This is a genomic window from Chitinophagales bacterium, assembly GCA_017303415.1.
Lineage (GTDB): Bacteria > Bacteroidota > Bacteroidia > Chitinophagales > Chitinophagaceae > SpSt-398.
Genome location: JAFLBJ010000002.1, coordinates 193,122 through 215,453, shown reverse-complemented (window position 1 = coordinate 215,453; position 22,332 = coordinate 193,122). Strand labels below are relative to the sequence as shown.

Below are 22,332 nucleotides of genomic sequence, written 5' to 3'. Positions count from 1 at the left end.
GTTAGGCGGCTTTTAAGTTTTTACGATTTGATTTGAGTTTGTTCTTGAGGAAGTTCCTCTCAACACGGCGCAGGTCACCGTTGGCCTCATTGATGATCGTATTGATCTCAATGGGATCGGTTATTTCGTTCTCTTTGCAGATAAGCTCAATCTCCTTGTTACTGGCACCGTTGAGCTTTACGAACCTCGACCCGATCCTGGACCATAACTCCTGGTACCCGTTCTTATTTGTGGCAAGACCGCGAGCCATGCGCTTCTCAATATTGTTAGTTGAGAGCCACACAAACCCGCACATGCCATTTAGCTCATTATAGAAGGTGATAAAGAATTTAAGGACAGGGTCCGGCAGCTTGTCAACCTCGTCCATCAACAGGACCGGCTGGTGCATCCGGCGAACCTCCCGGACGATGGCTTCCATCATTTCCACTGCATTCATACCGGCATCGCTACGCCCCATCGCCTGGAGAACTTTTGAAAGGAAGGTTTTCTTATTCCAGTACTCCCGGCATTCGATATAGAAGGCGTTGTTTTGGCGATGGAGGCTGGCGTATGTTTTAGCACCGGTTGATTTACCAAATCCAGCTCCCCCAACTAAGGCGAAGGTTGCGCCCTCTTCTTTGGCGGTGTCGAAAATCAGGAACATGGTCTGCATGTCCAGAGTTTCAACCACCTTCAATTTGCGCTGGCCAATGCCAAGCTGCTTGGCAATGTTGCGCCACATGTTATCACCTATTTTTTTCCACTCTCCGTTTTTGATCTGGATAAGAGTGGCTTCGCTGACATCGTTCAGCGATTCAGCGGCAGCGCGCTGTGTGGAATAGCTCCTTACATAGAGGGCGAGTGCCTCTTGTACTTCTTTGCGGATTTTGTCAGTAATTTGTTGCATGATTGATTGGTTTTAGTGATGAGTGATGCCCTGGCTCCATTGCAGTGGATGCCGGGGCTTTCATTTATTGCTGAAAAGGTCCTCCTCAGACTTGGTGCTGTACGCCTTCATTAATTGGTTTAAGCCAATCAATAATATTGCGCCAAGGGCCACAATAAGGAGGATCAGAATAAGCTTGGTAGCCGATTCGTTTAACGGCTCCTGTTTTGTTTGAAGTAGATAAAAAATTGTGTTGTGCATCATTTATGGTTTTAGTGTTAGAGGTCATCAATTACGTCGTTGATGTTACGGGAGCTTGCTGATCTCGGCTTATTGTTAGATTCAATAAGGGTAGGGTTATAAGCCATTTGCAGAGCCTCATTAGTGGCCTTGGTGTGAATCCCTGCTTGGAGATAGCTTTCAATCTCAATCTTGCTCATAGCCAGAAGGTCCTGCCGCTGGTTTTTCTTTTCAGCCGGTTCAATGAAGTGACGGACCTTTTCCGCAAGACGGTCATTGAGTTTCTTTCTGTCACCTTCTTTGAAGTCAGCCAATGCTGATGGCATTAGCTCCTGTTCACGGGCAATGAAAAGCACGTCCTTGTTATTGGTTACAAGGATGCGCGAGTAGTCCATTGGATCGTATATAACCTGAACCTGCATCCCGATAGTTTTCATATACAGTTCCTCAGGAACCTCGTAAGTCCGATCCTTACAATTGATGCTTGGTGAAATACCTGCACTGGTTACTTTATTTAGGTGATTGTGAGGGGTGCCAAGCTTTGCCAATACCTGTGTTTCGGTGATCGCCTTTTCTTTACTCTTCTGTGAATTGTGGAAGGCTTCGATCCATTCCTCCTGGCGGCTTTTCCCGGTTTTGTCATTAACCAGGTTACGCAGGTTATTGATGAATTGTGCTGCTTGGAGTGGAGCTTGGTCAACTGTCGGATAGTCGCGCTTATTGGTTTCGATGAACTCTTCCGGTACGCGTTTCCCGGATGTGATGTTGCTGCCTGAATAGTTCTTGTATAATGATAATGCTTGGTGCCAAGGGGTCCCGAACGTACGCTCGATGTACTTTGCCCTGGCCACCTTCACAGTCGCTGGCGTAAATACTGCTAGCGACTTGTAGAATTCAGCCAAATCGTTTTTGAGGTCCTTGTCAAGGCCGAACCGGTCCGATCTTATTTGGTGAGGCATGTACCATCCGCCCGTCAGATCATGTACATGGTGTACAGCATCGAGATAGGCAAATCGGATCAAGTCCTTAGTGTAGGTTTCCCCAATAGCCCATCCCAAAATATAATCGTTGAATGCGTCAATAACTATGGCCAGTACAAATCTGTTATAATAGAATACCTCGGTTCTTCCTCCTTTGGTTCGGGTGTTTTGAAAGTACAGATCAAGATCGTTATCATCATGCTCCACAAGTAAGAGAGGAGCGGAAGGGCGCGCCCGGTGAATGTGTTTTCCGTAAACGTTATAGGTTTCCTTTTTGCCCCATTTGTCCTGGCTTATCAGGTGCCGGTTCTTATTCTTCCAATTGGTGACTGTGCGGTCGGTGATCTGATCTTTGCCGTTTTGTGCTGCCCAGGTATTGTATCTCCGAGCCGTCAGCACATCATCGGAGTTCGGTATGCTGATCAATTCCAGAAGAACAGCCTCAGCCGTTTCGTCGTCAACTTTCAGGTTGTTTTTCATGCCGAATTTCTTACTCACCAGACACTCGTACCCTTCCTCCCGATATGTCTTAATCTTCCTGATCAATGGTCGGTGTTTGCTTGGAAGGGCAATGCCATCCTTCTCAATCAGGTCGGCGACTGCCATCCAAAATGCGGCGGCACCGATTCCTATCTGATCCCTTATACTCTTGAAATCATCCTGAGCCTTTACCAGCATATTCATCCAGTTAGCCGCCTCGGTGTATTTTTTGATGGTTTCAACCGGCAGGGCTTTGTTATTATCATACCGGTATGAGTAGAAGAATTCCTCTGCCTTGGTGTCGCGCTCAATCATAGCGCGGATGGGTTCCTTTGCAAAATAGTCGTATGGATTACCAACCAGCTTCGTGATGAGTTCCTTCTTATTGTCTGGAAGCGAATCGTAGGTGATCAGAACCTTCCTCATATCTGAGGGGTCTTTGATCGTGATTGCCCATTTGGCACCTCGGCTGAGTTCCTTTTTCAGGTAGTTTTCCGAACCAAATCCGAACCGGATAAGGTCCTTGAATTCTAAGTAAAGTTGGCGATCAATGATCTTCACTTGTGGCTGTTTTTAGTTGAAGGTTACCGTTTCGCGAACTGATTTAAGTAGCAGATTGTGTTCCTCGTGGTAGGTCAGGTAGTCTGCAAGGATTTCCTCGTTTTGCCGTTCTCCAGAAATTACCATGTTGACATAGCGTTTGCTGACCCTGTGTTTTTCCGCAAGAATGGCGACAACTTGCTCCGGTTTTTTTCGGTTTACTTTATTTTTCGTCAGTATTTTTGGCATACCTTTCTGTTCCTTTGTAGGAACAAATTTAATATCAATTTTCTGATAATATCAAAATCTTGATAAAAAATATTGATAATAATTAATCCCCAGGATGTGAATTATTTTGCCAAGAACCTTAAATTCTTATTCAAAAAATTCGACACAAGCCAGTCCCAGCTTGCGTTTCACCTAAGTAAAGGGCAATCAACTATTTCAAATTGGATCAACGGGGTGAGTGAGCCTGATATCAGTATTTTGATAAAAATCAGGGAATATTTCGGAATTAGCCTGGATGCGCTGGTTTTTGAAGATTTAGCGAATGGTAACCTAATTTCAGAAGATCATGTCGCGAAATTTCAGGGGAGTGGTAACCTAATTGGTAACCCAATTGGTATCCTAAATGAGGTTTCCGAGGCTTACTTTGGGGGTGGGAAAGGCGCGCATCCGGGGGAATTTGAAGGGGATGCTGTGGCCAAGTGGGCGTTAATGGGGCAAATAAAGGCCCTGCATGAAAAGATCGATAATTTACTAGTTATCAATGAAAAGGCCTTGAAACAGGCTAAAAAATAGGCTTAAAGTTGCTTTTGGCGACTGATAAGGATTGGTTGGGGATGGTTTCTTTGGGGCCAATTGGTCAAAATTGGTCTATTAAGCACTTTTTAAATTTCGGTATAATCATGGTCAAATCGGCTGAAACCCGCCACAGTGGTGCATTTTTCGCACATTTTGAGTGTAAGTGTGTATGTACTCTTTAAATTACCCCCCTTACACTCGATATCATTCCCCAATCCAACCCCTATCTGTTGAAAGACGGGGATACACTCCGGGCTAAATTGTTTTTCCAGAAAAAGGCCCTGGCCAATGGGCTGGTCAAGATCTGGCACCGCGCCGGAGGCCAATCGAAAATGACCAACCTCCAGACCGATGAAAATGGACAGGTTGCTTTTCCGGTCTACACCAACGGCCAATGGATGATCAGTTCGGTCCATATGATACGGTTGGACAAAGACCCCAGGGCCCAATGGCAAAGCTATTGGGGAAGTTTTGTGTGGGGATACCAGTAACTTTGCGGCATGTCCCCGGCCATTTCCATTCTTCTCATCGATGATGAACAACAGCTCCGGCAACTTACCGGACGCATCCTCAAATTGGAAGGGTTTCCTGTGTACGAAGCGGGTCATTTAGCCGAAGCGCGAAAATTACTTCAAACACAATCCGTCGACATTGTCTTGTGTGATGTACGCCTGCCGGATGGCAATGGAGTGGATTTTATTCCCGAGATAAAAAAATCCAATGCAGAGATTGAGATCGTGATGCTCACCGCCTATGGAAATATCCCCGATGGGATACAAGCCATCCGAAACGGGGCCTATGACTATCTCGTAAAAGGAAATGACAATGACCGGCTCATCCCCTTGCTCCACCGTTTACAGGATCAGATCTTACTCCGCCGAAAACTCAAACACCTCGAAAAAAGAGTAGCGAAAAAATACAGTTTTGATTCGATCATTGGAGAATCACCGGTTATTCGGGAAGTGGTTGCCCTCGCCCGGAAAGTAGCCAGCACCGATTCCACGGTATTACTTACCGGGGAAACAGGAACAGGTAAAGAGGTTTTTGCCCAGGCCATTCACCAGGCTGGAGGTAGAAATAAACAACCCTTTGTCGCCATCAATTGCAGCGCCTTTGGCAGAGACATTCTCGAAAGTGAATTGTTTGGGCACAAAGCCGGTGCCTTTACCGGCGCCAATAAAGACAAAAAAGGGTTGATGGAAGAAGCACACCTGGGCACCCTGTTCATGGATGAAATCGGGGAAATGCCACTTGACCTGCAGGCAAAATTGCTTCGGGTGCTGGAAACAGGCGAATTCATCAAAGTGGGCGATACAAAAACCATCAAAGTAAATATCCGGTTGATTGCTGCCACACATCGTGACCTGACCACCGAGGTTAAAGAAGGCCGGTTTCGCGAAGATCTATTCTATCGCCTGAACGTATTTGCCATTCATCTTCCCTCCTTGCGCGAAAGACAGTCCGATATCCCCATACTGGCCAATCATTTCCTGCTCCAACTTTCAAATAAAACCCATTCACTCGCCCATACCATTTCCCCCGCTTTTTTGCAAGCCCTTCAGCAATACCGCTGGAAAGGAAATATCCGCGAACTCAAGAATGTGATCGAACGCGCCATGATCCTTGCGCCGGGAGATGAATTACTGGTTGACCATCTTCCCCCCGAACTGAAAAAAACAAACCCGGCCGAATTCTCCACCAACCTCGCCGATATGGAAAAAAGACATATCGCCCATGTGCTGACCCTTACCAAAGGAAACAAAACAAAGGCAGCCGAACAGTTAGGTATCGGGCTCACCACCCTCTATCGCAAGATCGAAGAATACAAGTTGGATGAAACCCTTTCAAAATGACAGGGTGTTTTTCAAAATGAAAAGGTCATTCTTCCATTTACCCCTCTTTAATAGTTATTAATTCCTTCAAAATCAGTGATTGGTTGCTCAGATTGGCTCTGGCATCCGTTTCGTGATCTGTTCCGGGTCACCAATACGGTCATCCATGATGAACATCCTCTTTCTCATTGCCCTCGGCGTTTTTGCCTATCTGCTTTTTGTTTTGCTTAAACCGGAAAAATTCTGAACCCATGAATGGAGAAATTTTTGGCGTAGCCCTCATATTCCTCGTCACCTTAATACTTGCCTTCCCTTTGGGGAAATACATCGCTCGTGTATATGCCGGGGAAAAGACCTTGCTTGATTTTATGGCGCCACTGGAGCGGTTCTTGTATCGCACGAGCGGGATAGATCCACGTGATCCCATGAACTGGAAACAATTCCTCAAGGCGATGTTAACCATCAATGCGCTCTGGCTGGTCTATGCGATGGTGCTCTTGATCTTTCAGGATAAACTCCCGCTCAACCCGGATGGCAATGCGGGTCAAACCGCAGACCTGGCCTTTAATACTGCCGTCAGTTTCCTCGTGAATTGCAACCTGCAACACTATTCAGGTGAATCAGGGCTTACATATTTCACCCAATTATTTGTAATCACCTTTCTGCAGTTTGTCAGTGCCGCCACCGGCATGGCTTGTCTGGTAGCCTTGCTGAATGGCATGAAACACAAGACCACCCAGAGCCTTGGTAATTTTTGGAACTACCTGGTAAAAAGCATTACCAGGATTCTCCTCCCACTTAGTCTTGTGTTAGCCATCTTCCTGACCTTTCAGGGTACCCCCTCCAGTTATGATGGCAAGGATTCGATCATTACCTTGCAAGGTGATACGGTACAGGTATCCCGCGGTCCCGCCGCAGGCATGATCGCCATTAAACAACTGGGAACAAATGGTGGCGGATGGTTTGGTGTAAACGCTTCGCATCCGCTGGAAAATCCCAACTACTGGACCAATGCCGCTGAAACCATTGCGATCCTTTTGATCCCGATCGCCCTGGTCTTTGCCCAGGGTTTTTATATTCAGAAAAAGAAACTGGCATACGTCATCTTCGGGGTAATGACCCTGTTGTTTGTCAGTTTCTGTATCATCAATATTTATTATGAATCAAAAGGAAATCCGGCGATAGATCAACTTGGAATCGCCCAAACAGCAGGAAGTTTGGAAGGTAAAGAGGTTCGGCTCGGCGCCCCCGCTACCGCATTCTGGTCAGTGGCCACTACTTCTACTTCCAATGGTTCGGTAAATGGCATGCATGATAGCCTGACTCCGCTCTCGGGGGCGGTGGTTTTATTGGATATGATGATCAATGCCCTTTATGGCGGGGTTGGTGTGGGGATACTCAATTATTTTATATTCATCATCATCGCGGTTTTTATTTCGGGGTTGATGGTAGGACGTACACCGGAATTCATGGGACATAAAGTTGAATCACGGGAAGTAAAAATTGCCGCTTTGATCACCCTGCTGTCGGCCTTTCTCATCAAAGGGTTTACAGCCCTGGCTATATATTTAGTAGCGCATCACCCCGAATTGGCCTGGACGGTAAAACCCGGTGCCTGGCCCAACAACCCTTCTTATCATGGTTTTTCAGAGGTATTGTATGAATACACATCCGCCAATGCCAATAATGGCAGCGGTTTTGAAGGACTTGCTGATAATAACCCGTTCTGGAATTATACCACAGGTATCGTATTGCTACTCGGGCGTTATTTACCCATCATTGGACCCATTGCCATTATTGGATGGCTGGCCAATAAAAAATACATCCCTGATTCTCCCGGTACGCTTCGGATCGACTCGCTCACATTTGGTGTCATGACCTTAACGGTCATCCTCATCCTTACCGCGCTTTCCTATCTGCCTGCCCTGGCTCTTGGGCCATTGGCTGAATATTTTTCCATGAAATAAACAACAGATAAACATCCACCAACATGTCGAAACATACCCGAAATATCAAACTATTTGATCCGGCCATGATGGGCACGGCTATTCGCCAATCCTTCCTCAAATTAAATCCCGTTCGTCTATTCCGAAACCCGGTCATGTTTACAGTCGAGATCGGTACGGCCATCATGCTTGCTGTCTGTATCTATCAAATGATCACCGGTGAAAGATCCGAAGGTAGTCTGACCTATAACCTTATCATCTTTCTCATCCTGTTGATCACCGTACTGTTTGCCAATTTTGCCGAAGCACTTGCTGAAGCCCGTGGCAAAGCCCAGGCCGAAAGTCTGCGCCGGACGAGAGAGGACACCCCGGCAAAAAAACTAAGCGGAAAAGAATACCAAACCGTTTCCTCTTCTTCACTTAAGCTGAATGATCTCTTTGTGTGTGAGGCGGGAGATATCATTCCCATGGATGGGGAGATAGAACAAGGCATTGCCACCATCGATGAATCTGCCATTACCGGTGAGTCAGCACCGGTGATCCGTGAAGCAGGTGGTGACCGATCTTCCGTCACCGGAGGCACCAAAGTATTGAGTGACCGTATCGTGGTGCGTGTGACCACCGCCCCCGGTGAATCATTTCTGGATAAAATGATCGCGCTGGTGGAAGGGGCCTCCCGGCAAAAAACACCCAATGAGATCGCCCTGACTATCCTTCTCGCTGCCTTCACCCTCATTTTTGTGATCGTGGTGGTTACACTCAAACCCTTCGCGGATTACGCCAATACACCTGTTACCATTGCTGCGTACATCTCTCTGTTCGTTTGCCTGATACCTACCACCATTGGTGGTTTATTATCCGCAATCGGTATAGCGGGAATGGACCGGGCCTTACGGGCCAATGTGATCGCTAAGAGCGGTAAGGCGGTGGAAACAGCCGGTGATGTGGATGTATTATTGTTGGATAAGACAGGCACCATCACCATCGGAAACCGCAAAGCCACCCATTTTTTTGCAGCCAGCGAAACCAGCGATAGCGATTTTATCCAATGGTCAGCCTTGAGTTCGTTGTCAGATGAAACACCCGAAGGCAAGTCGATCCTTGAATTGGCACGACAGCATGCCAATGCACAACTCCACCTGCCAACCGACCTCTCCGGTTATCAATTTGTCCGATTTACCGCTGAAACCCGAAGTTCAGGTGTCGATACACCACAAGGGCTTCGGATACGCAAAGGCGCTTTTGACAGTATACGCAATTTGGTGGTTCAGCACGGGAATACCGTGCCGGAAGTGATCGAATTAAAAGTAAAAGAAATTGCTGCCAATGGCGGCACCCCACTCGTCGTGGCCGTTAATGAAGACATAAAAGGGGTGATCGAATTACAGGATATCATTAAACCCGGTATTCAGGAGCGCTTTGAAAGATTACGCAAAATGGGCGTAAAGACCGTGATGGTTACGGGTGATAACCCCCTCACGGCAAAATACATTGCGGAAAAAGCGGGCGTCGATGATTTCATAGCCGAGGCCAAACCCGAAGACAAAATGAATTATATCCGAAATGAACAGGCCTCCGGAAAACTCGTGGCCATGATGGGTGATGGCACCAATGATGCCCCGGCCCTGGCACAGGCCGATGTAGGTGTATCCATGAACAGTGGAACCCAGGCCGCCAAAGAAGCCGGAAACATGGTTGACCTGGACAATGATCCCACCAAACTCATTGAGGTAGTTGAGATCGGTAAACAACTATTGATCACCCGGGGAACCCTCACCACTTTTTCCATTGCCAATGATGTGGCCAAATATTTCGCCATTGTACCGGCTTTGTTCATCAGTTCCATTCCGGCTTTGCAGGCATTAAATATCATGGGGCTGAAAAGTCCGGAAAGCGCTGTACTGGCTGCTGTCATCTTTAACGCGATCATCATCCCTCTGCTCATACCACTGGCATTGAAAGGAGTGGCCTATAAACCCATTGGCGCTTCGGCCTTATTACGAAGAAACCTGTTCATCTATGGGTTGGGAGGTATCATCGTACCCTTTATCGGAATCAAAGCCATTGACCTTTTATTGGGATTATTTATGTAAAAAAAAGAAAATGAAAAAAAACCTGATAATATCTCTCAAACTTTCGCTGGGACTTATCCTGCTCTGTGCAGTCCTTTATCCGCTGATAGTTGCGCTGGCCGGGAAAGCCTCCCCGGGAAAGGGTAAAGGAGAAACCCTGCAACTCAATGGAAAAGTGGTGGGGTATGAACGGATCGGGCAACGGTTTACAGAAGACAAATATTTTTGGGGCAGGCCTTCGGCGGTGGATTACAAAGCAGATGGATCGGGAGGAAGCAACAAAGGTCCTTCCAATCCTGAATACCTTCAATTAGTAGAAGAGCGCATCGATAGCTTTTTGGCTCATAACCCCGGCATCGCCCGAAAGGATATACCCGCTGACCTGGTAACCGCCAGTGGCAGTGGATTGGATCCGCATATATCACCTGCCGCTGCCTCTATCCAGGTAAAAAGAGTCGCCAAGGCCCGCAATCTGCCAGAGTCAACCGTGCAGGAATTAGTCGAAAAGAATACGGAGAAAATTCCCTTTGGACTTGATGCCGTCCATGTATTAAAACTCAATATCGCTTTGGATGCATTAACCACGAGCCTTAAACAATAATTGTTATGAAAAAAATGCTCCCCTTTGTACTGCTATTCTTTTCCGGGGAAGGACAGGCACAAACTGAAAATAAAGAACCGCAACCTCCTGCGATATCCTTTAGCGCTTATCTCGAGACCTATTTTCAATACACGTTTAACAAACCCGGAGATAATAACCGCCCGGTGTTCGTTTATAGCCATAACCGGCACAACGAATTCAACCTGAACCTGGGTTTTGTAAAAGCGGCTTATTCAGCTGATCGGGTAAGGGCCAACCTGGCCTTGGCAGCGGGCACCTATATGAATGCAAATTATGCCGCTGAACCCGGTGTGCTTAAAAACATCTTTGAAGCCAATGCCGGTGTTAAGCTTAGCCAAAGAAAAGAGCTATGGCTTGACGCCGGGATCTTTTCTTCCCATATCGGATTTGAAAGTGCCACCAGTAAAGATTGCCCGACCCTGACAAGAAGTATCCTTGCCGATAATTCACCTTATTATGAAGCCGGCGCCAAACTGACCTATCTTTCGCCCAATAAAAAATGGACAATTTCGGCACTCGCGCTCAATGGATGGCAACGTATCCAACGTGTAGCTGGAAACCCGATGATCAGTACCGGTACCCAGGTTCAATTCAGGCCAACCGAAAATACGGTCATCAACTATAGCAGTTTCTTTGGCACAGATAAGCCTGACTCCGCCCGTTTGTTCCGTACCTTTCATAACCTGTATACCCAAACAAATCTCTCCGAAAACTGGGGCCTTATCCTAGGATTGGATATCGGTACCGAGGACCGGTCGGTAAATGGATCAGGGGTAAATACCTGGTTCGCTCCGGTGGGAATCCTGAAATATTCATTGAATGACCAATGGTCCATTGCCGGACGATATGAATACTATGCTGATGAGAATGGGGTTATCATTTCCAGTACCCAGCCAGGTGGTTTCAAAATAGCAGGGTTATCCTTTAATGTGGATCATAAACCGACAGACAATATGCTGATGCGACTTGAATTCCGTCATTTACAGGGTCAGGAACCCCAGTTCATCAGAGACAACCAGCCTGTAAAAACAGAATCTTTCTTAACCGCCTCAATGGCGATCTCATTCGAATGACCATGCCCGATCAGGAAGCTGACATATGGATGGAGAAATTGAAGAAGGAAGCCAAAGGTAAACTCAAGATCTATATTGGCATGAGTGCCGGTGTGGGAAAAAGTTACCGTATGCTTCAGGAGGCACACAGCCTTTTGCGCAATGGAACCAATATCAAGATCGGATACATCGAAACCCATGGAAGAAAAGAGACCGAAGCCCTGACCGCGGGGCTGCCGGTCATACCCCGTCGCAAAGCATTCTACAAAGGAAAAGAGTTGGATGAACTGGATGTACAGGCTATTCTTCTCCTGCATCCCGAAGTGGTGATCGTGGATGAATTGGCGCATACCAATATCCCCGGTAGCCGGAATGAAAAACGCTGGCAGGATGTACTCGACATTCTTGAGGCCGGTATTGATGTCATCACTGCCATCAACATTCAACATATCGAAAGCATCAATGAAGATGTAAAAGAGATCACCGGTGTTGAGGTTAAAGAAAGAGTGCCCGATAAGATCCTGCAGATCGCTGATGAGGTTGTGAATATTGACCTTACTGCCGATGAACTCATCACCCGACTGAAAGAAGGAAAGATCTATGACCATTCTAAAGTCCAGCTCGCCCTGCAAAACTTCTTTAAACCCGAAAAGATCCTTCAGCTCAGGGAGCTCGCGCTTAAAGAAGTAGCCGGACAGGTAGAACGAAAAGTAGACCATGAGGTTTCAGCGCGGGAAAGACCCTGGCGGCATGAACATTTCCTGGCATGTATCTCTTCCAATCAGGAAATGGCTCAAAACATTATTCGCAAAACAGCCCGTCTGGCTTCTTATTACAACAGTCAATGGTGGGTGTTGTATGTGCAAACCTCCAGAGAATCCGCAGAGAAAATTCCCCTTGCTACCCAGCGCCACCTGATCAATAATTTCAAAAATGCGACAGAACTTGGTGCGGTTGTACTCCAGATGAAGGAGGATGATGTGGCCGGGGCTATACTCCGGGTAGTGGAAGAAAAACAGATCACCACCGTTTGTATCGGCAAACCTCACCTAAATTTGTTTCGGGTAATATGGAAAACAGGGGTCTTTCGCAAACTTTTAAAAGCCTTGTCAAAAAATGAGGTGGATATCATCATTCTTTCCTGATGCCAACTAAATTAAAAACAAAGATCAGCCTGGGGGGCGTTTTTCTCTTTGCCCTGATGATCCTGGTAGGGGCTTCATCTTATTTTTACCTCGACCGGTTGGCCACCAGCTCACAGAATATTGTACAGGACAACTATGAAACCTTAGACTACTCCCGGGAAATGATCCTGTCCCTTGACCAGATTCGCCAGGACTCCGCAACCGCTTTTCAACGCTTCGAAAACCAATTACGTTTACAGGAAGAGAATATCACTGAGGACCAGGAATTGGATGCCACTAAAAAATTAGGCACTCTGTTCCATGTTTTTCGTTCATCAGGAGGCCCCGACAGCCTGCTTTATCCTCTTCGGGAACAGATCATTCACATTATGCAATTGAACCTGCAGGCGATCGACCGAAAAAACCAGTCGGCACAAAAAGAGGCCACCAATGCCCGTACAACCATCACCGTAATCTTAACGATCTGCCTGCTGGTGGGATTTACCTTCTTATTCAATTTCCCTTCTCTGGTCGCCTCTCCCATTGCTTCATTGACCGAAGGGATCAAGGCCATTGCCGAAAAAAAATACCACAAACGGATCCATCTGGAACGAAAGGATGAGTTTGGCGAACTGGCCAATGCCTTCAACCTGATGGCTGAACGACTGGATCAATATGAACACAGCAACCTGTCACGGATACTATTTGAAAAACAACGGGCCGAAGCGGTGATCAATTCGCTGAAAGATGCCAGTATCGGGATCGATGAAAAAGGCCTTGTACTTTTTGCGAATCAGCAAGCCCTCCATCTATTGGGGATACAGGAATTCGATATCGTTGGAAAAACGCAGGAGGAAGTGCGGGAAAAGAATGACCTGTTCCGATTTCTCCTGCAAGAACAACCCAGTCTGCCATTTAAGATCGTGGTTGAAGGCAAGGAGAATTTCTTTACCCGTGAAATGGTCGAACTCCCTCAAGATGGCAAAAAACCCGGGCTGATCATCATTTTAAAAAATATCACCCCTTTTAAAGAATTGGATACGGCCAAGACCCAATTCATGGCCACGATCTCGCATGAACTCAAAACTCCGCTGGCCTCTTCCGATTTTACACTCAAATTGCTGGAGGACGCACGTACCGGTCCGCTTAATACTGAACAGATTCAGCTTGTATCCAATCTCAAAGAAGATAACCGCCGGATCCTTCGGATCTTAAGCGAACTACTCGATCTGAGCCAGGTAGAAAGTGGAAAGATCGAACTCAACATTGCCCCTATTTCCCCCACCGAAATGATCGAGGAGGCCCGTATGGCCATTCTGAATACGGCCAACCAAAAGAATATCCGCGTAGATGTATCCCTGGCAGCGGATCTTCCCCTTGTGAAGGCCGATAAGGAAAAAGCAGGGTGGGTCCTGAACAATTTTTTGACCAATGCCATCAAATATTCCCCACCGGATGACAATATTCTGATCAGTTGCCGCCGGGACGGTGACCGGGTGGAGATCGGTGTCACCGACCATGGCTCAGGCATTGAAGAAGGATTCCAGGGCCGCATTTTTGATCGTTATTACAAGGTTCCCGGCAAAAATGCCGTTAAAGGCACCGGATTGGGACTGGCCATCAGCAAAGACCTCACGGAGGCCATGGGTGGCGAGATCGGGGTCCGGTCACAACTTGGCCAGGGCAGTTATTTTTACTTTCGGTTAAAGGTGGCAGAAAAGGCATAATGCAGTACATTTGCACGACTTTTAATCATCCTGCACCATGAGTATTCTTGTAAATAAAAATTCCCGGATCCTTGTCCAGGGTTTCACCGGATCAGAAGGCAGTTTCCACGCTACCCAGATGATCGAATATGGCACCAATGTAGTAGGTGGCGTAACCCCTGGTAAAGGCGGAACCACGCACCTGGATAAACCCGTATTCAATACCGTTGCGGATTGTGTGAAACAGACCGGGGCCAATGTCAGTATCATTTTTGTCCCACCGGCCTTTGCCGCCGATGCCATCATGGAATCGGCCGAAGCAGGGATCGAACTCGTGGTCTGTATCACCGAAGGAATCCCTACCCAGGATATGGTGAAAGTGAAGAACTTTTTACTCGGAAAAAATACCCGTCTGGTCGGCCCCAACTGTCCCGGGGTGATCACCGCCGGTGAATGTAAAGTGGGCATCATGCCCGGGTTTGTATTCAAAGCCGGACGCATCGGTATCGTTTCCAAATCGGGCACCCTCACCTACGAAGCCGCCGATCAGGTAGCGAAAGCCGGACTTGGAATTTCCACTGCCGTAGGTATCGGTGGCGACCCCATTATCGGAACCACTACCCGCGAAGCTGTTGAACTCTTTATGAACGATCCCGATACCGATGGTATCGTCATGATCGGTGAGATCGGAGGTGGTATGGAAGCCGAAGCCGCGAATTGGATCAAACAATCTGGTAATAAAAAACCGGTGGTAGGTTTTATCGCCGGACAAACCGCTCCTCCCGGTCGTCGTATGGGTCATGCCGGTGCCATCATCGGTGGCGCGGATGATACCGCTGCCGCTAAAATGAAGATCATGGCCGAATGTGGCATTCATGTGGCACAAAGCCCGGCAGATATCGGGAAAACAATGGCAACAGTCATTTCCAAGAAATAATTTCACTGCAAGAACAATAATTTCACCGCAGAGAACAAGAGGACGCGGAGATACGCAGGGAATAAAAACAAACATAAAAATAGCTGGTGACTACTTTGGTCACCAGCTATTTTTTTATGATTCTCTGCGTATCTCCGCGTCCTCTTGTTCTCTGCGGTGAATTATCCTAGAATCGGTTTCTCCGGGGCATTTCCTCCCACTCGTCATCATGCCGTCCCTGCTTTCCATCCCGCTCGAAATCATAGTAACGATCATTATCATCCCAATCGTTGATCCGGCGGTTGCGGTCATGGTCAAATCCACGGCCTTTGTTAAAGACCGTTCTTGTCTCCACCTTTGAACGGTTGAAGCGGTCAATGGTAACGAGGATATGCGTACCGGGACGTACATGAACAGTGGCATTGTACACCAGTTCATATCTGTTTCGGCCAAACCCCCTAAAGAAGCGATCCTTTTCCTTATATACCTTGATCTTGTGCATTCCAGGACGAAGGTTCTCCAGCTTCAGGCTGTTGAAGGCAGGATCAAAACGCTTGCCATCCACCATCACCTTGATGTCATCATTATCAAGCGAGCGAATGGTCAGTTTTCCGGTGAATCGCATGTCTGCTGCAAAAACAGCGACACCGATCAGGAGAGTAAAAAGTGTAGTGTAGATTTTTTTCATGGCTTTCTTTTTTAAGGTGAATAATTGTGTTCCTACCTATAAGATGCCAAACGCATGCCATCGTGCCAGATAATACGTTAATAACCGTTAAAATGCCCGGGCTTTATGAAATTCTTAAGGGTTTGGCATCCTGATAGAAACAGATTATTTACCTTGTATACAATTAAATAAGCGCTATGCAACCTTCTGTGAAATATTCCATCTTTAGCCTTCTCTTTTTAATCATCACCTTGCCTATGTTTTCGCAAACACCCATCAAGACCTACGACAAAGAATGGAAGAAGATCGATACGCATATTGAAAACGGTTTGCCCCAAAGTGCAGTGACCGAAGTAAAAAAATTGCTGGCCCTGGCCAAAAAGGAAAAACAGGAGGCCCAGGTTATCAAAGCCCTGATCTATTATACAGCCTTCCAGGGAGAAACAAGGGAGGATAACCCACTCCTTTCTATTAAAGACCTCGAAAAAGAAATCCCAACCGCCAGCCCGGCGGCTAAAGCCATTCTCCACAACCTGATCGCCACTCAGTATTGGGCCATCTTCCGGGATATGCGTTGGCAGATCTACAACCGCACAAATACGATCAGCTTTAAGAAGGATGATCCATTGACCTGGACAATTAGCGATTTTCATAAAAAGATCAGTACGCATTTCAAATCCGCTCTGGCTGATAGAGTATTATTGCAAAAAACCGATCTCAAACCCTATAATGCGATCATCGAAAAAGGAAATACCCGTCACCTTCGTCCTACCTTATATGATCTGCTGGCCCATCATGCCCTGGCCTATTTTGAAAGTGATGAGAGCGACCTCGACCGACCGGCCGATGCCTTTGAGATCAATGCCTCTTCGGCCTTTGATCCCGCTGCTGATTTCATCACCCGAAAATTTGATACCCGGGATACACTCTCTCTTCGTCGTCAGGCGCTGCTAATCTATCAGGAACTGATCCGGTTTCATTTGAATGATGTAAAACCCGATGCCCTGATCGACGCCGATCTGAAGCGATTGGATTTTGTCAAAGAAAATTCCACCCATCCTGATAAAGAGGAATTGCATTTACTCGCCCTTAATCATATCGCGAAACAATACGGCTCCTTACCAGCCGCGGCCCAAGCCTGGTACCTCCTTGCCGATCATCATTACCAACTGGTCAACGATTATGAACCCTTAAAGGATACCACTCATCGTTGGGAAAGAGTAAAGGCACTGGAGATCTGCAATCAGATACTGACTTCCAAAGACAGCTCAGAAGGTTGGGTCAATGCGTATAATCTCCGGTTGAACATCCTGAAAACCGAGACCTTTTTTCAGTTGGAAAAAGTAAATCTTCCTAACCAGGCCTTCCGCGTCTTTCTCAGCTATCGCAACACGCCGGTTATCTATTTGCGTCTTGTACAGGTAGAAAAGGAAATGAAGAAGAAAATGGAAGATCTCTATGAAAAGGAGAACTGGCAGTATTTGCTGAAAGCACCCGTCTTCAAAAGTTGGGAACAAGCGCTCCCCTTGCCCGCTGATCATCTTCAGCATACGACCGAAATCCCCGTGGAAGGGATTGGCTCCGGAGAGTATTTACTGATCACCTCAACGGCAAAGGATTTTGATATTGATAAATCAACTCTTTCTGCCCGCCACTTTTTTGTATCTCCTATCAGTTTTGTTCGGAATGGCAAAGAAATCTATGTGCTACACCGCGAAACTGGTCAGCCGCTGGCCGGCGCGAAAATAGACGCCTGGAAACGGACCTATAACCAGAAAGAAGCAGAATACGTGGAAGAATGGTATAAGCGTTACGAGACAAATCAAAATGGATATGTCGAGTTGTCTGACATCATGCAGGAGTCGGACCGCAACTCGCCCTATAAACTGGCTATCACCTACCAAAAAGATTCCTTATTGCTGGATGAATGGATGAGTGATTATTACTGGTCAAGAAACAATACCGAAAACGAAGCGCCGATCGATAACCGCCAATACTTTTTCTTTACCGACCGGGCCATTTACCGTCCGGGACAAACTGTTTATTTCAAAGCGATCGGTATCATCCCTGACGCCGAAAAAAGATTCATCCCGCTTACGCGTCATAAAAGCAAGTATATCCTGCGTAATGTAAACTCAGATATTGTAGACAGCCTGGTGCTTACTTCGAATGAATATGGTTCCGTATCCGGTTCCTTCCGTCTGCCTTCTACAGGATTGACGGGACAATTCACCTTACAGGATGCAGATGGCCATGGTTTCAACTTTTTTTCTGTGGAAGAATACAAAAGGCCCAAATTCTTTGTGGAATATGAGAAAATAAAAGGGGCTTACCGGGTCGGTGACACGATCACAGTCACCGGATCGGCCCAGGCCTATGCCGGTAATGCCATTGACGGCGCCAAAGTAAAATACCGGGTGGTGCGCGAGGCGCGTTTCATTTATCCCTGGCTGTTCAAACGCTGGTGGCAGCCTTCCTCTCCTTCACAGGAGATCGTTAACGGTGAAACCACCACCGATGCGGCAGGAAAGTTCCGGATCGATTTTGCGGCTATACCCGATAAAAGCCTGGACAAAAAACTGGAGCCTGTATTTGATTACACCGTGTATGCGGATGTGGTGGATATCAATGGAGAAACCCGCACCGGAGAAACCACCGTTTCCGCCGGATACAAAGGGTTGATGCTCTCTACCGCCATTCCCGGGCAGGTTACCCTGGACAGCCTGAAAAGCCTGACCATTTTAACCCAAAACATGAACGGGGAATTTGAACCCGCGCAAATAGAAGTAGGTATTTCCGCTCTGAAGATCGAGCAACGTTTGTTGCGTCCCCGTTTCTGGGAAAGACCGGAATCGCAGATCTTATCGAAAGAAGAATACACCCGTCGTTTCCCCCATGATATCTATGCTGGCGAAGATGACTGGGAAAATTGGGAAAAAGAAAAGATCGTCTATACCAAAAAAGACAGTGCCCGGACAAAAGGAGAATTTCCGCTTACCGGTGCGCGTCTTCCTGCCGGTTATTACGAAATAATGGTTACCGCCAAAAATGAAAAGGGCGAAGAAGCCAAAGACATCCGGTATATCGAGATCGTTGATGAAAAAGCCAGCCAGCTCCTCAGGCCTCAATACCTGTGGACACGTCGTAGTGAATCGATTGAACCCGGCGAAACAACCTCGATTCAGATTGGCACGTCGGCACCCAATGTGTATTTAGTAAAAGAAGAATACCGGGAGGCAAAAAAGGGACAAAAACAAGACCGGTTTGGATTACAGGTCACCACCACCCAACAAACCTTACAGACCGGCAAAACCTCTTTCCCTGTCACCGCTACCGAAGAAGACCGGGGCGGGTTTGGTATCACGGCCTTCATGGTGCGGGACAATCGTTTTTACCAATTCCAGGACCGGATCGAGGTACCGTGGAGCAATAAGGACCTGCAGGTGGAGTTCAAAACCTTCCGTGATAAAACACTTCCTGGTTCAGATGAAAAATGGTCGGTCAGGATAAAAGGGTATAAGAGTGAAATGGTCGCTGCTGAAATGCTCGCGAGTATGTATGATGCCTCGCTCGACCAGATCGTTGATCACGATTGGAACCGTCCCTATATCTGGCCCTATTTATTCGCCACCAGAAGCTGGGATCCGGGTGCAAACTTTAAGCTGGAAAATGCGTCAAAATGGGAAAAGGACGAAGAGGAGAAGTATCTGATCAAACAATACGATGAATTGATAGATCTTGCTAATACACGAGGAGGATACAAAATGAAGAGTATGGCACCGGGTGTTGGCAACGCGCGCGCCATGGAAAAAATGGCAGTTAATGTGTTAGACGCAAAGTTTAGTAAAGCAGAAGACATTACTGCATCGGAGGGGTATTATAACGAAGACGGAGATGGAGTAACGGATACAACAAAAATGATCCAAAATCCACAAGATATCCCGGCACCCTCCATACGCAAGAACCTCCAGGAAACGGCCTTCTTCTTTCCTGACCTGAGAACAGACAGCGAAGGAAATATCGAATTCTCCTTCACAACACCAGAAGCCCTGACCACCTGGAAACTTCAAACACTGGCGCATACCAAAGATCTGGCTTTTAACCAGTCAGCCAAACTCCTTATCACCCAGAAACCCCTGATGGTACAACCCAACCCTCCGCGTTTCTTACGCGAAGGCGATAAGATGGAATTCAGTGGAAAGATCGTGAACATGACAGAAGAGGAGATCACCGGGCAGGCTCAACTCCTTTTGTTCGATGCCACCAATAACCAATCAGTAGATGGCTGGTTTCAGAACGTGTTTCCCAATCAGTACTTCACCGTACCGGCCGGACAAAGCGTAGCGGTTAAATTCCCCATCGAAGTACCATTTCTGTTTGACCGGGCACTGACCTGGCGCATCGTGGCCAGTTCCTCGGCCACAAATACCCTGGCACTGGGTGCCTATAGCGATGGCGAAGAAGCCATGCTACCGGTATTGACCAACCGTATGCTGGTGACAGAGACCCTTCCCCTTCACCTGCGGGATACGGGTACAAAGACCTTCAAATTTGACAAACTACTGAAAGCAGGTGCCTCGGAAACCTTGCAACACCATAGTCTCACCGTAGAATATACCTCCAATCCCGTTTGGTATGCCGTGCAAAGCCTGCCCTACTTAATGGAGTATCCCTACGAATGTGCCGAGCAGACCTGGAACCGGTATTATGCCAATGCACTGGCCGGATTGATCGCTAATAGTTCTCCACGGATCAAAGCCGTATTTGAATCCTGGAAAGGAAAAGATACCGCTGCCTTGTTAAGCAACCTGCAAAAAAATGAAGAACTGAAATCCATTCTCCTCGAAGAAACCCCCTGGGTGCTTGATGCCCGCAATGAATCAGAACAAAAGAAAAAGATCGCATTGCTTTTTGATCTCTATCGACTCAGCGATGAAGCAAATAGCAGTCTGGAAAAACTAACGCGGATGCAAAACGCCAGCGGCGCCTTTGTATGGTTTCAGGGCGGACCCGATGACCGGTATATTACCCAGTACATCGTCACCGGTATCGGGCATCTGCTAAAACTGAATGCGGCTTCTGCTGCGGAAAAGAAAACCCTGGAGAATATACTGGCTAAAGCCCTTCCCTATCTCGATAAAAAAATAAAAGATGACCATGACCAATTGAAAAAGCGAAAAGCCAATCTCACCCTGAACCAAATTGGCCAGACACAGGTGCAATACCTCTACCTCCGGAGTTTCTTCCCCGATAAGAAAATACCCGCTGCCTCTCAGGCCGCTTATACCTATTACCGGACACAGGCCCAGAAATTCTGGACCAAACAAGGAAAATATGCGCAAGGCATGATCGCCCTGGCCCTGCATCGGACCAAGGATACCAAGACCCCGGCCGCAGTTATTAAATCCTTAAAAGAAACCTCGATCAATAATCCCGAACTCGGTCGCTATTGGAAACTTTCTTCCGGTTGGTTCTGGTACCACGCCCCTGTAGAAACACAGGCCTTGTTGATCGAAGCATTCTCTGAGATCGGAAACAATCAAACCACCGTCAATGAATTAAAGACCTGGTTGCTGAAAAACAAACAAACCAATCATTGGTCAACCACCAAGGCTACGGCAGAAGCTTGTTACAGTTTATTGCTACGGGGAGAAGACTGGCTAAGCCAGGGACATGAGGTTCGGATCGATCTGGGGCCAGCCTTTGTTACCTCCGGTACAGGCGCTGAAGCGGGAACCGGATATATCAAAAAGACCATTGAAGGCCGTCTGGTAGAGCCTGCCATGGGAGAAATCAAGGTCCAGGTAAAAAATACAGCAACGGCTACATCAGGTGGCTCGCCCTCCTGGGGGGCTGTTTACTGGCAGTATTTTGAGGACCTGGATAAGATCACCTCTGCGGAAACACCCCTCAAACTCAACAAAAAAATATTCATTAAAAAGAATGAGGAACGCGGGCCGGTATTACATCCCATCAATGAAGGCGATGTAGCTAATGTAGGTGACCGCATCACTGTTCGAATAGAATTGCGGGTAGATCGTGATATGGAATATGTGCACATGAAAGATATGCGCGCCAGTTCGCTTGAACCCGTGAATGTTTTGAGTGGCTATCGCTGGCAGGATGGACTGGGCTACTACGAAAGCACCCACGATGCGAGCACTAACTTCTTCTTTCATTCTTTACGAAAAGGAACCTATGTTTTCGAATACGAACTGTTTGTCACCCACAAAGGCGAATTCTCCAATGGCGTAACAACGATACAATGCATGTACGCGCCAGAGTTTTCGTCGCATAGCGAGGGGGTAAGGGTGGTGGTGGAGTGAATGGTGGGGTCGGATGTTGGATGTTGGATGTTGGATGATAGATGACGGATGTCTGATGACTGATGACGGATGTTGGAGGGTTGCTGTGCGAGACCTCTGGTCTCGCACGATTGTCTTGTCGCCTCTGGCGACTCGAATAAAATACTTTTTTGAAAATATA

General features: G+C 47.2%; 16 protein-coding genes. 12 read left to right on the top strand and 4 right to left on the bottom strand.

The genetic code is table 11. The features are described from left to right. Nucleotide 1 precedes the first annotated feature (1 nt). From J0M30_14660 to J0M30_14650, 3 genes are all read right to left on the bottom strand, one after another. Nucleotides 2-886, bottom strand: coding sequence for an ATP-binding protein (locus J0M30_14660; GenBank protein ID MBN8668736.1), 885 nt, complete (start codon nt 884-886; stop codon nt 2-4). A 257-nt stretch (nt 887-1,143) separates the two neighbouring features. Next, nucleotides 1,144-3,126: a hypothetical protein gene (locus J0M30_14655; GenBank protein MBN8668735.1), complete on the bottom strand. Its 1,983-nt coding sequence runs from the start codon at nt 3,124-3,126 to the stop codon at nt 1,144-1,146. A 12-nt stretch (nt 3,127-3,138) separates the two neighbouring features. Continuing rightward, the gene (locus J0M30_14650; GenBank protein MBN8668734.1) at nt 3,139-3,354 is read right to left on the bottom strand and encodes a hypothetical protein; all 216 of its coding nucleotides are present in this window, start codon (nt 3,352-3,354) and stop codon (nt 3,139-3,141) included. Between the two features lie 96 nt (nt 3,355-3,450). On the opposite strand from J0M30_14650, the gene J0M30_14645 reads away from it, so the two are divergent. The 11 genes from J0M30_14645 (at nt 3,451) to sucD (ending at nt 15,200) form a co-directional block, all read left to right on the top strand. Beyond that, a complete protein-coding gene (locus J0M30_14645; GenBank protein ID MBN8668733.1) occupies nt 3,451-3,906 on the top strand; it encodes a helix-turn-helix transcriptional regulator in 456 nt (151 codons plus the stop codon). Between the two features lie 233 nt (nt 3,907-4,139). After that, nucleotides 4,140-4,400 (top strand): hypothetical protein, encoded by a 261-nt coding sequence (locus J0M30_14640; protein ID MBN8668732.1) that lies wholly within the window; start codon nt 4,140-4,142, stop codon nt 4,398-4,400. Nucleotides 4,401-4,409: 9 nt separating this feature from the next. Continuing rightward, on the top strand, nt 4,410-5,762 hold the full coding sequence (locus J0M30_14635; protein MBN8668731.1) for a sigma-54-dependent Fis family transcriptional regulator: 1,353 nt from the start codon (nt 4,410-4,412) through the stop codon (nt 5,760-5,762). A gap of 79 nt (nt 5,763-5,841) precedes the next feature. Then, nucleotides 5,842-5,988 (top strand): potassium-transporting ATPase subunit F, encoded by a 147-nt coding sequence (locus J0M30_14630; GenBank protein ID MBN8668730.1) that lies wholly within the window; start codon nt 5,842-5,844, stop codon nt 5,986-5,988. 4 nt (nt 5,989-5,992) lie between these two features. Beyond that, a complete protein-coding gene (kdpA, locus tag J0M30_14625; GenBank protein ID MBN8668729.1) occupies nt 5,993-7,708 on the top strand; it encodes a potassium-transporting ATPase subunit KdpA in 1,716 nt (571 codons plus the stop codon). A gap of 23 nt (nt 7,709-7,731) precedes the next feature. Next, a complete protein-coding gene (kdpB, locus tag J0M30_14620) occupies nt 7,732-9,780 on the top strand; it encodes a potassium-transporting ATPase subunit KdpB (protein MBN8668728.1) in 2,049 nt (682 codons plus the stop codon). 10 nt (nt 9,781-9,790) lie between these two features. Further along, complete coding sequence (gene kdpC / locus J0M30_14615; GenBank protein ID MBN8668727.1) at nt 9,791-10,360, top strand: potassium-transporting ATPase subunit KdpC; 570 nt, start codon at nt 9,791-9,793, stop codon at nt 10,358-10,360. A 5-nt stretch (nt 10,361-10,365) separates the two neighbouring features. Then, nucleotides 10,366-11,454, top strand: a complete 1,089-nt coding sequence (locus J0M30_14610) for a porin (GenBank protein MBN8668726.1) — start codon at nt 10,366-10,368, stop codon at nt 11,452-11,454. Beyond that, a complete protein-coding gene (locus tag J0M30_14605) occupies nt 11,451-12,578 on the top strand; it encodes a sensor protein KdpD (protein ID MBN8668725.1) in 1,128 nt (375 codons plus the stop codon). Before J0M30_14610 ends, J0M30_14605 begins: the two co-directional genes overlap by 4 nt. Then, nucleotides 12,578-14,284 carry a HAMP domain-containing protein gene (locus J0M30_14600; protein MBN8668724.1) on the top strand — a complete coding sequence of 569 codons (1,707 nt, stop codon included), beginning with the start codon at nt 12,578-12,580 and terminating at the stop codon, nt 14,282-14,284. Before J0M30_14605 ends, J0M30_14600 begins: the two co-directional genes overlap by 1 nt. Nucleotides 14,285-14,321: 37 nt before the next feature. Continuing rightward, on the top strand, nt 14,322-15,200 hold the full coding sequence (gene sucD, locus J0M30_14595; protein MBN8668723.1) for a succinate--CoA ligase subunit alpha: 879 nt from the start codon (nt 14,322-14,324) through the stop codon (nt 15,198-15,200). Between the two features lie 166 nt (nt 15,201-15,366). Here sucD and J0M30_14590 read toward each other — a convergent pair whose 3' ends face one another. Next, a complete protein-coding gene (locus tag J0M30_14590; GenBank protein MBN8668722.1) occupies nt 15,367-15,867 on the bottom strand; it encodes a hypothetical protein in 501 nt (166 codons plus the stop codon). A 176-nt stretch (nt 15,868-16,043) separates the two neighbouring features. Here J0M30_14590 and J0M30_14585 point away from each other — a divergent pair, with 176 nt between their 5' ends. Beyond that, complete coding sequence (locus J0M30_14585; protein MBN8668721.1) at nt 16,044-22,172, top strand: alpha-2-macroglobulin; 6,129 nt, start codon at nt 16,044-16,046, stop codon at nt 22,170-22,172. The last annotated feature ends 160 nt before the right edge of the window (nt 22,173-22,332 follow it).

What these genes read in the sequence shown, in the direction of transcription:
- J0M30_14660 (MBN8668736.1), bottom strand. Translation starts at nt 886, where the DNA reads ATGCAACAAATTACTGACAAAATCCGCAAAGAAGTACAAGAGGCACTC.
- J0M30_14650 (MBN8668734.1), bottom strand. Translation starts at nt 3,354, where the DNA reads ATGCCAAAAATACTGACGAAAAATAAAGTAAACCGAAAAAAACCGGAG.
- J0M30_14635 (MBN8668731.1), top strand. Translation starts at nt 4,410, where the DNA reads ATGTCCCCGGCCATTTCCATTCTTCTCATCGATGATGAACAACAGCTC.
- kdpA (MBN8668729.1), top strand. Translation starts at nt 5,993, where the DNA reads ATGAATGGAGAAATTTTTGGCGTAGCCCTCATATTCCTCGTCACCTTA.
- kdpB (MBN8668728.1), top strand. Translation starts at nt 7,732, where the DNA reads ATGTCGAAACATACCCGAAATATCAAACTATTTGATCCGGCCATGATG.
- kdpC (MBN8668727.1), top strand. Translation starts at nt 9,791, where the DNA reads ATGAAAAAAAACCTGATAATATCTCTCAAACTTTCGCTGGGACTTATC.
- J0M30_14610 (MBN8668726.1), top strand. Translation starts at nt 10,366, where the DNA reads ATGAAAAAAATGCTCCCCTTTGTACTGCTATTCTTTTCCGGGGAAGGA.
- J0M30_14605 (MBN8668725.1), top strand. Translation starts at nt 11,451, where the DNA reads ATGACCATGCCCGATCAGGAAGCTGACATATGGATGGAGAAATTGAAG.
- J0M30_14600 (MBN8668724.1), top strand. Translation starts at nt 12,578, where the DNA reads ATGCCAACTAAATTAAAAACAAAGATCAGCCTGGGGGGCGTTTTTCTC.
- sucD (MBN8668723.1), top strand. Translation starts at nt 14,322, where the DNA reads ATGAGTATTCTTGTAAATAAAAATTCCCGGATCCTTGTCCAGGGTTTC.
- J0M30_14590 (MBN8668722.1), bottom strand. Translation starts at nt 15,867, where the DNA reads ATGAAAAAAATCTACACTACACTTTTTACTCTCCTGATCGGTGTCGCT.
- J0M30_14585 (MBN8668721.1), top strand. Translation starts at nt 16,044, where the DNA reads ATGCAACCTTCTGTGAAATATTCCATCTTTAGCCTTCTCTTTTTAATC.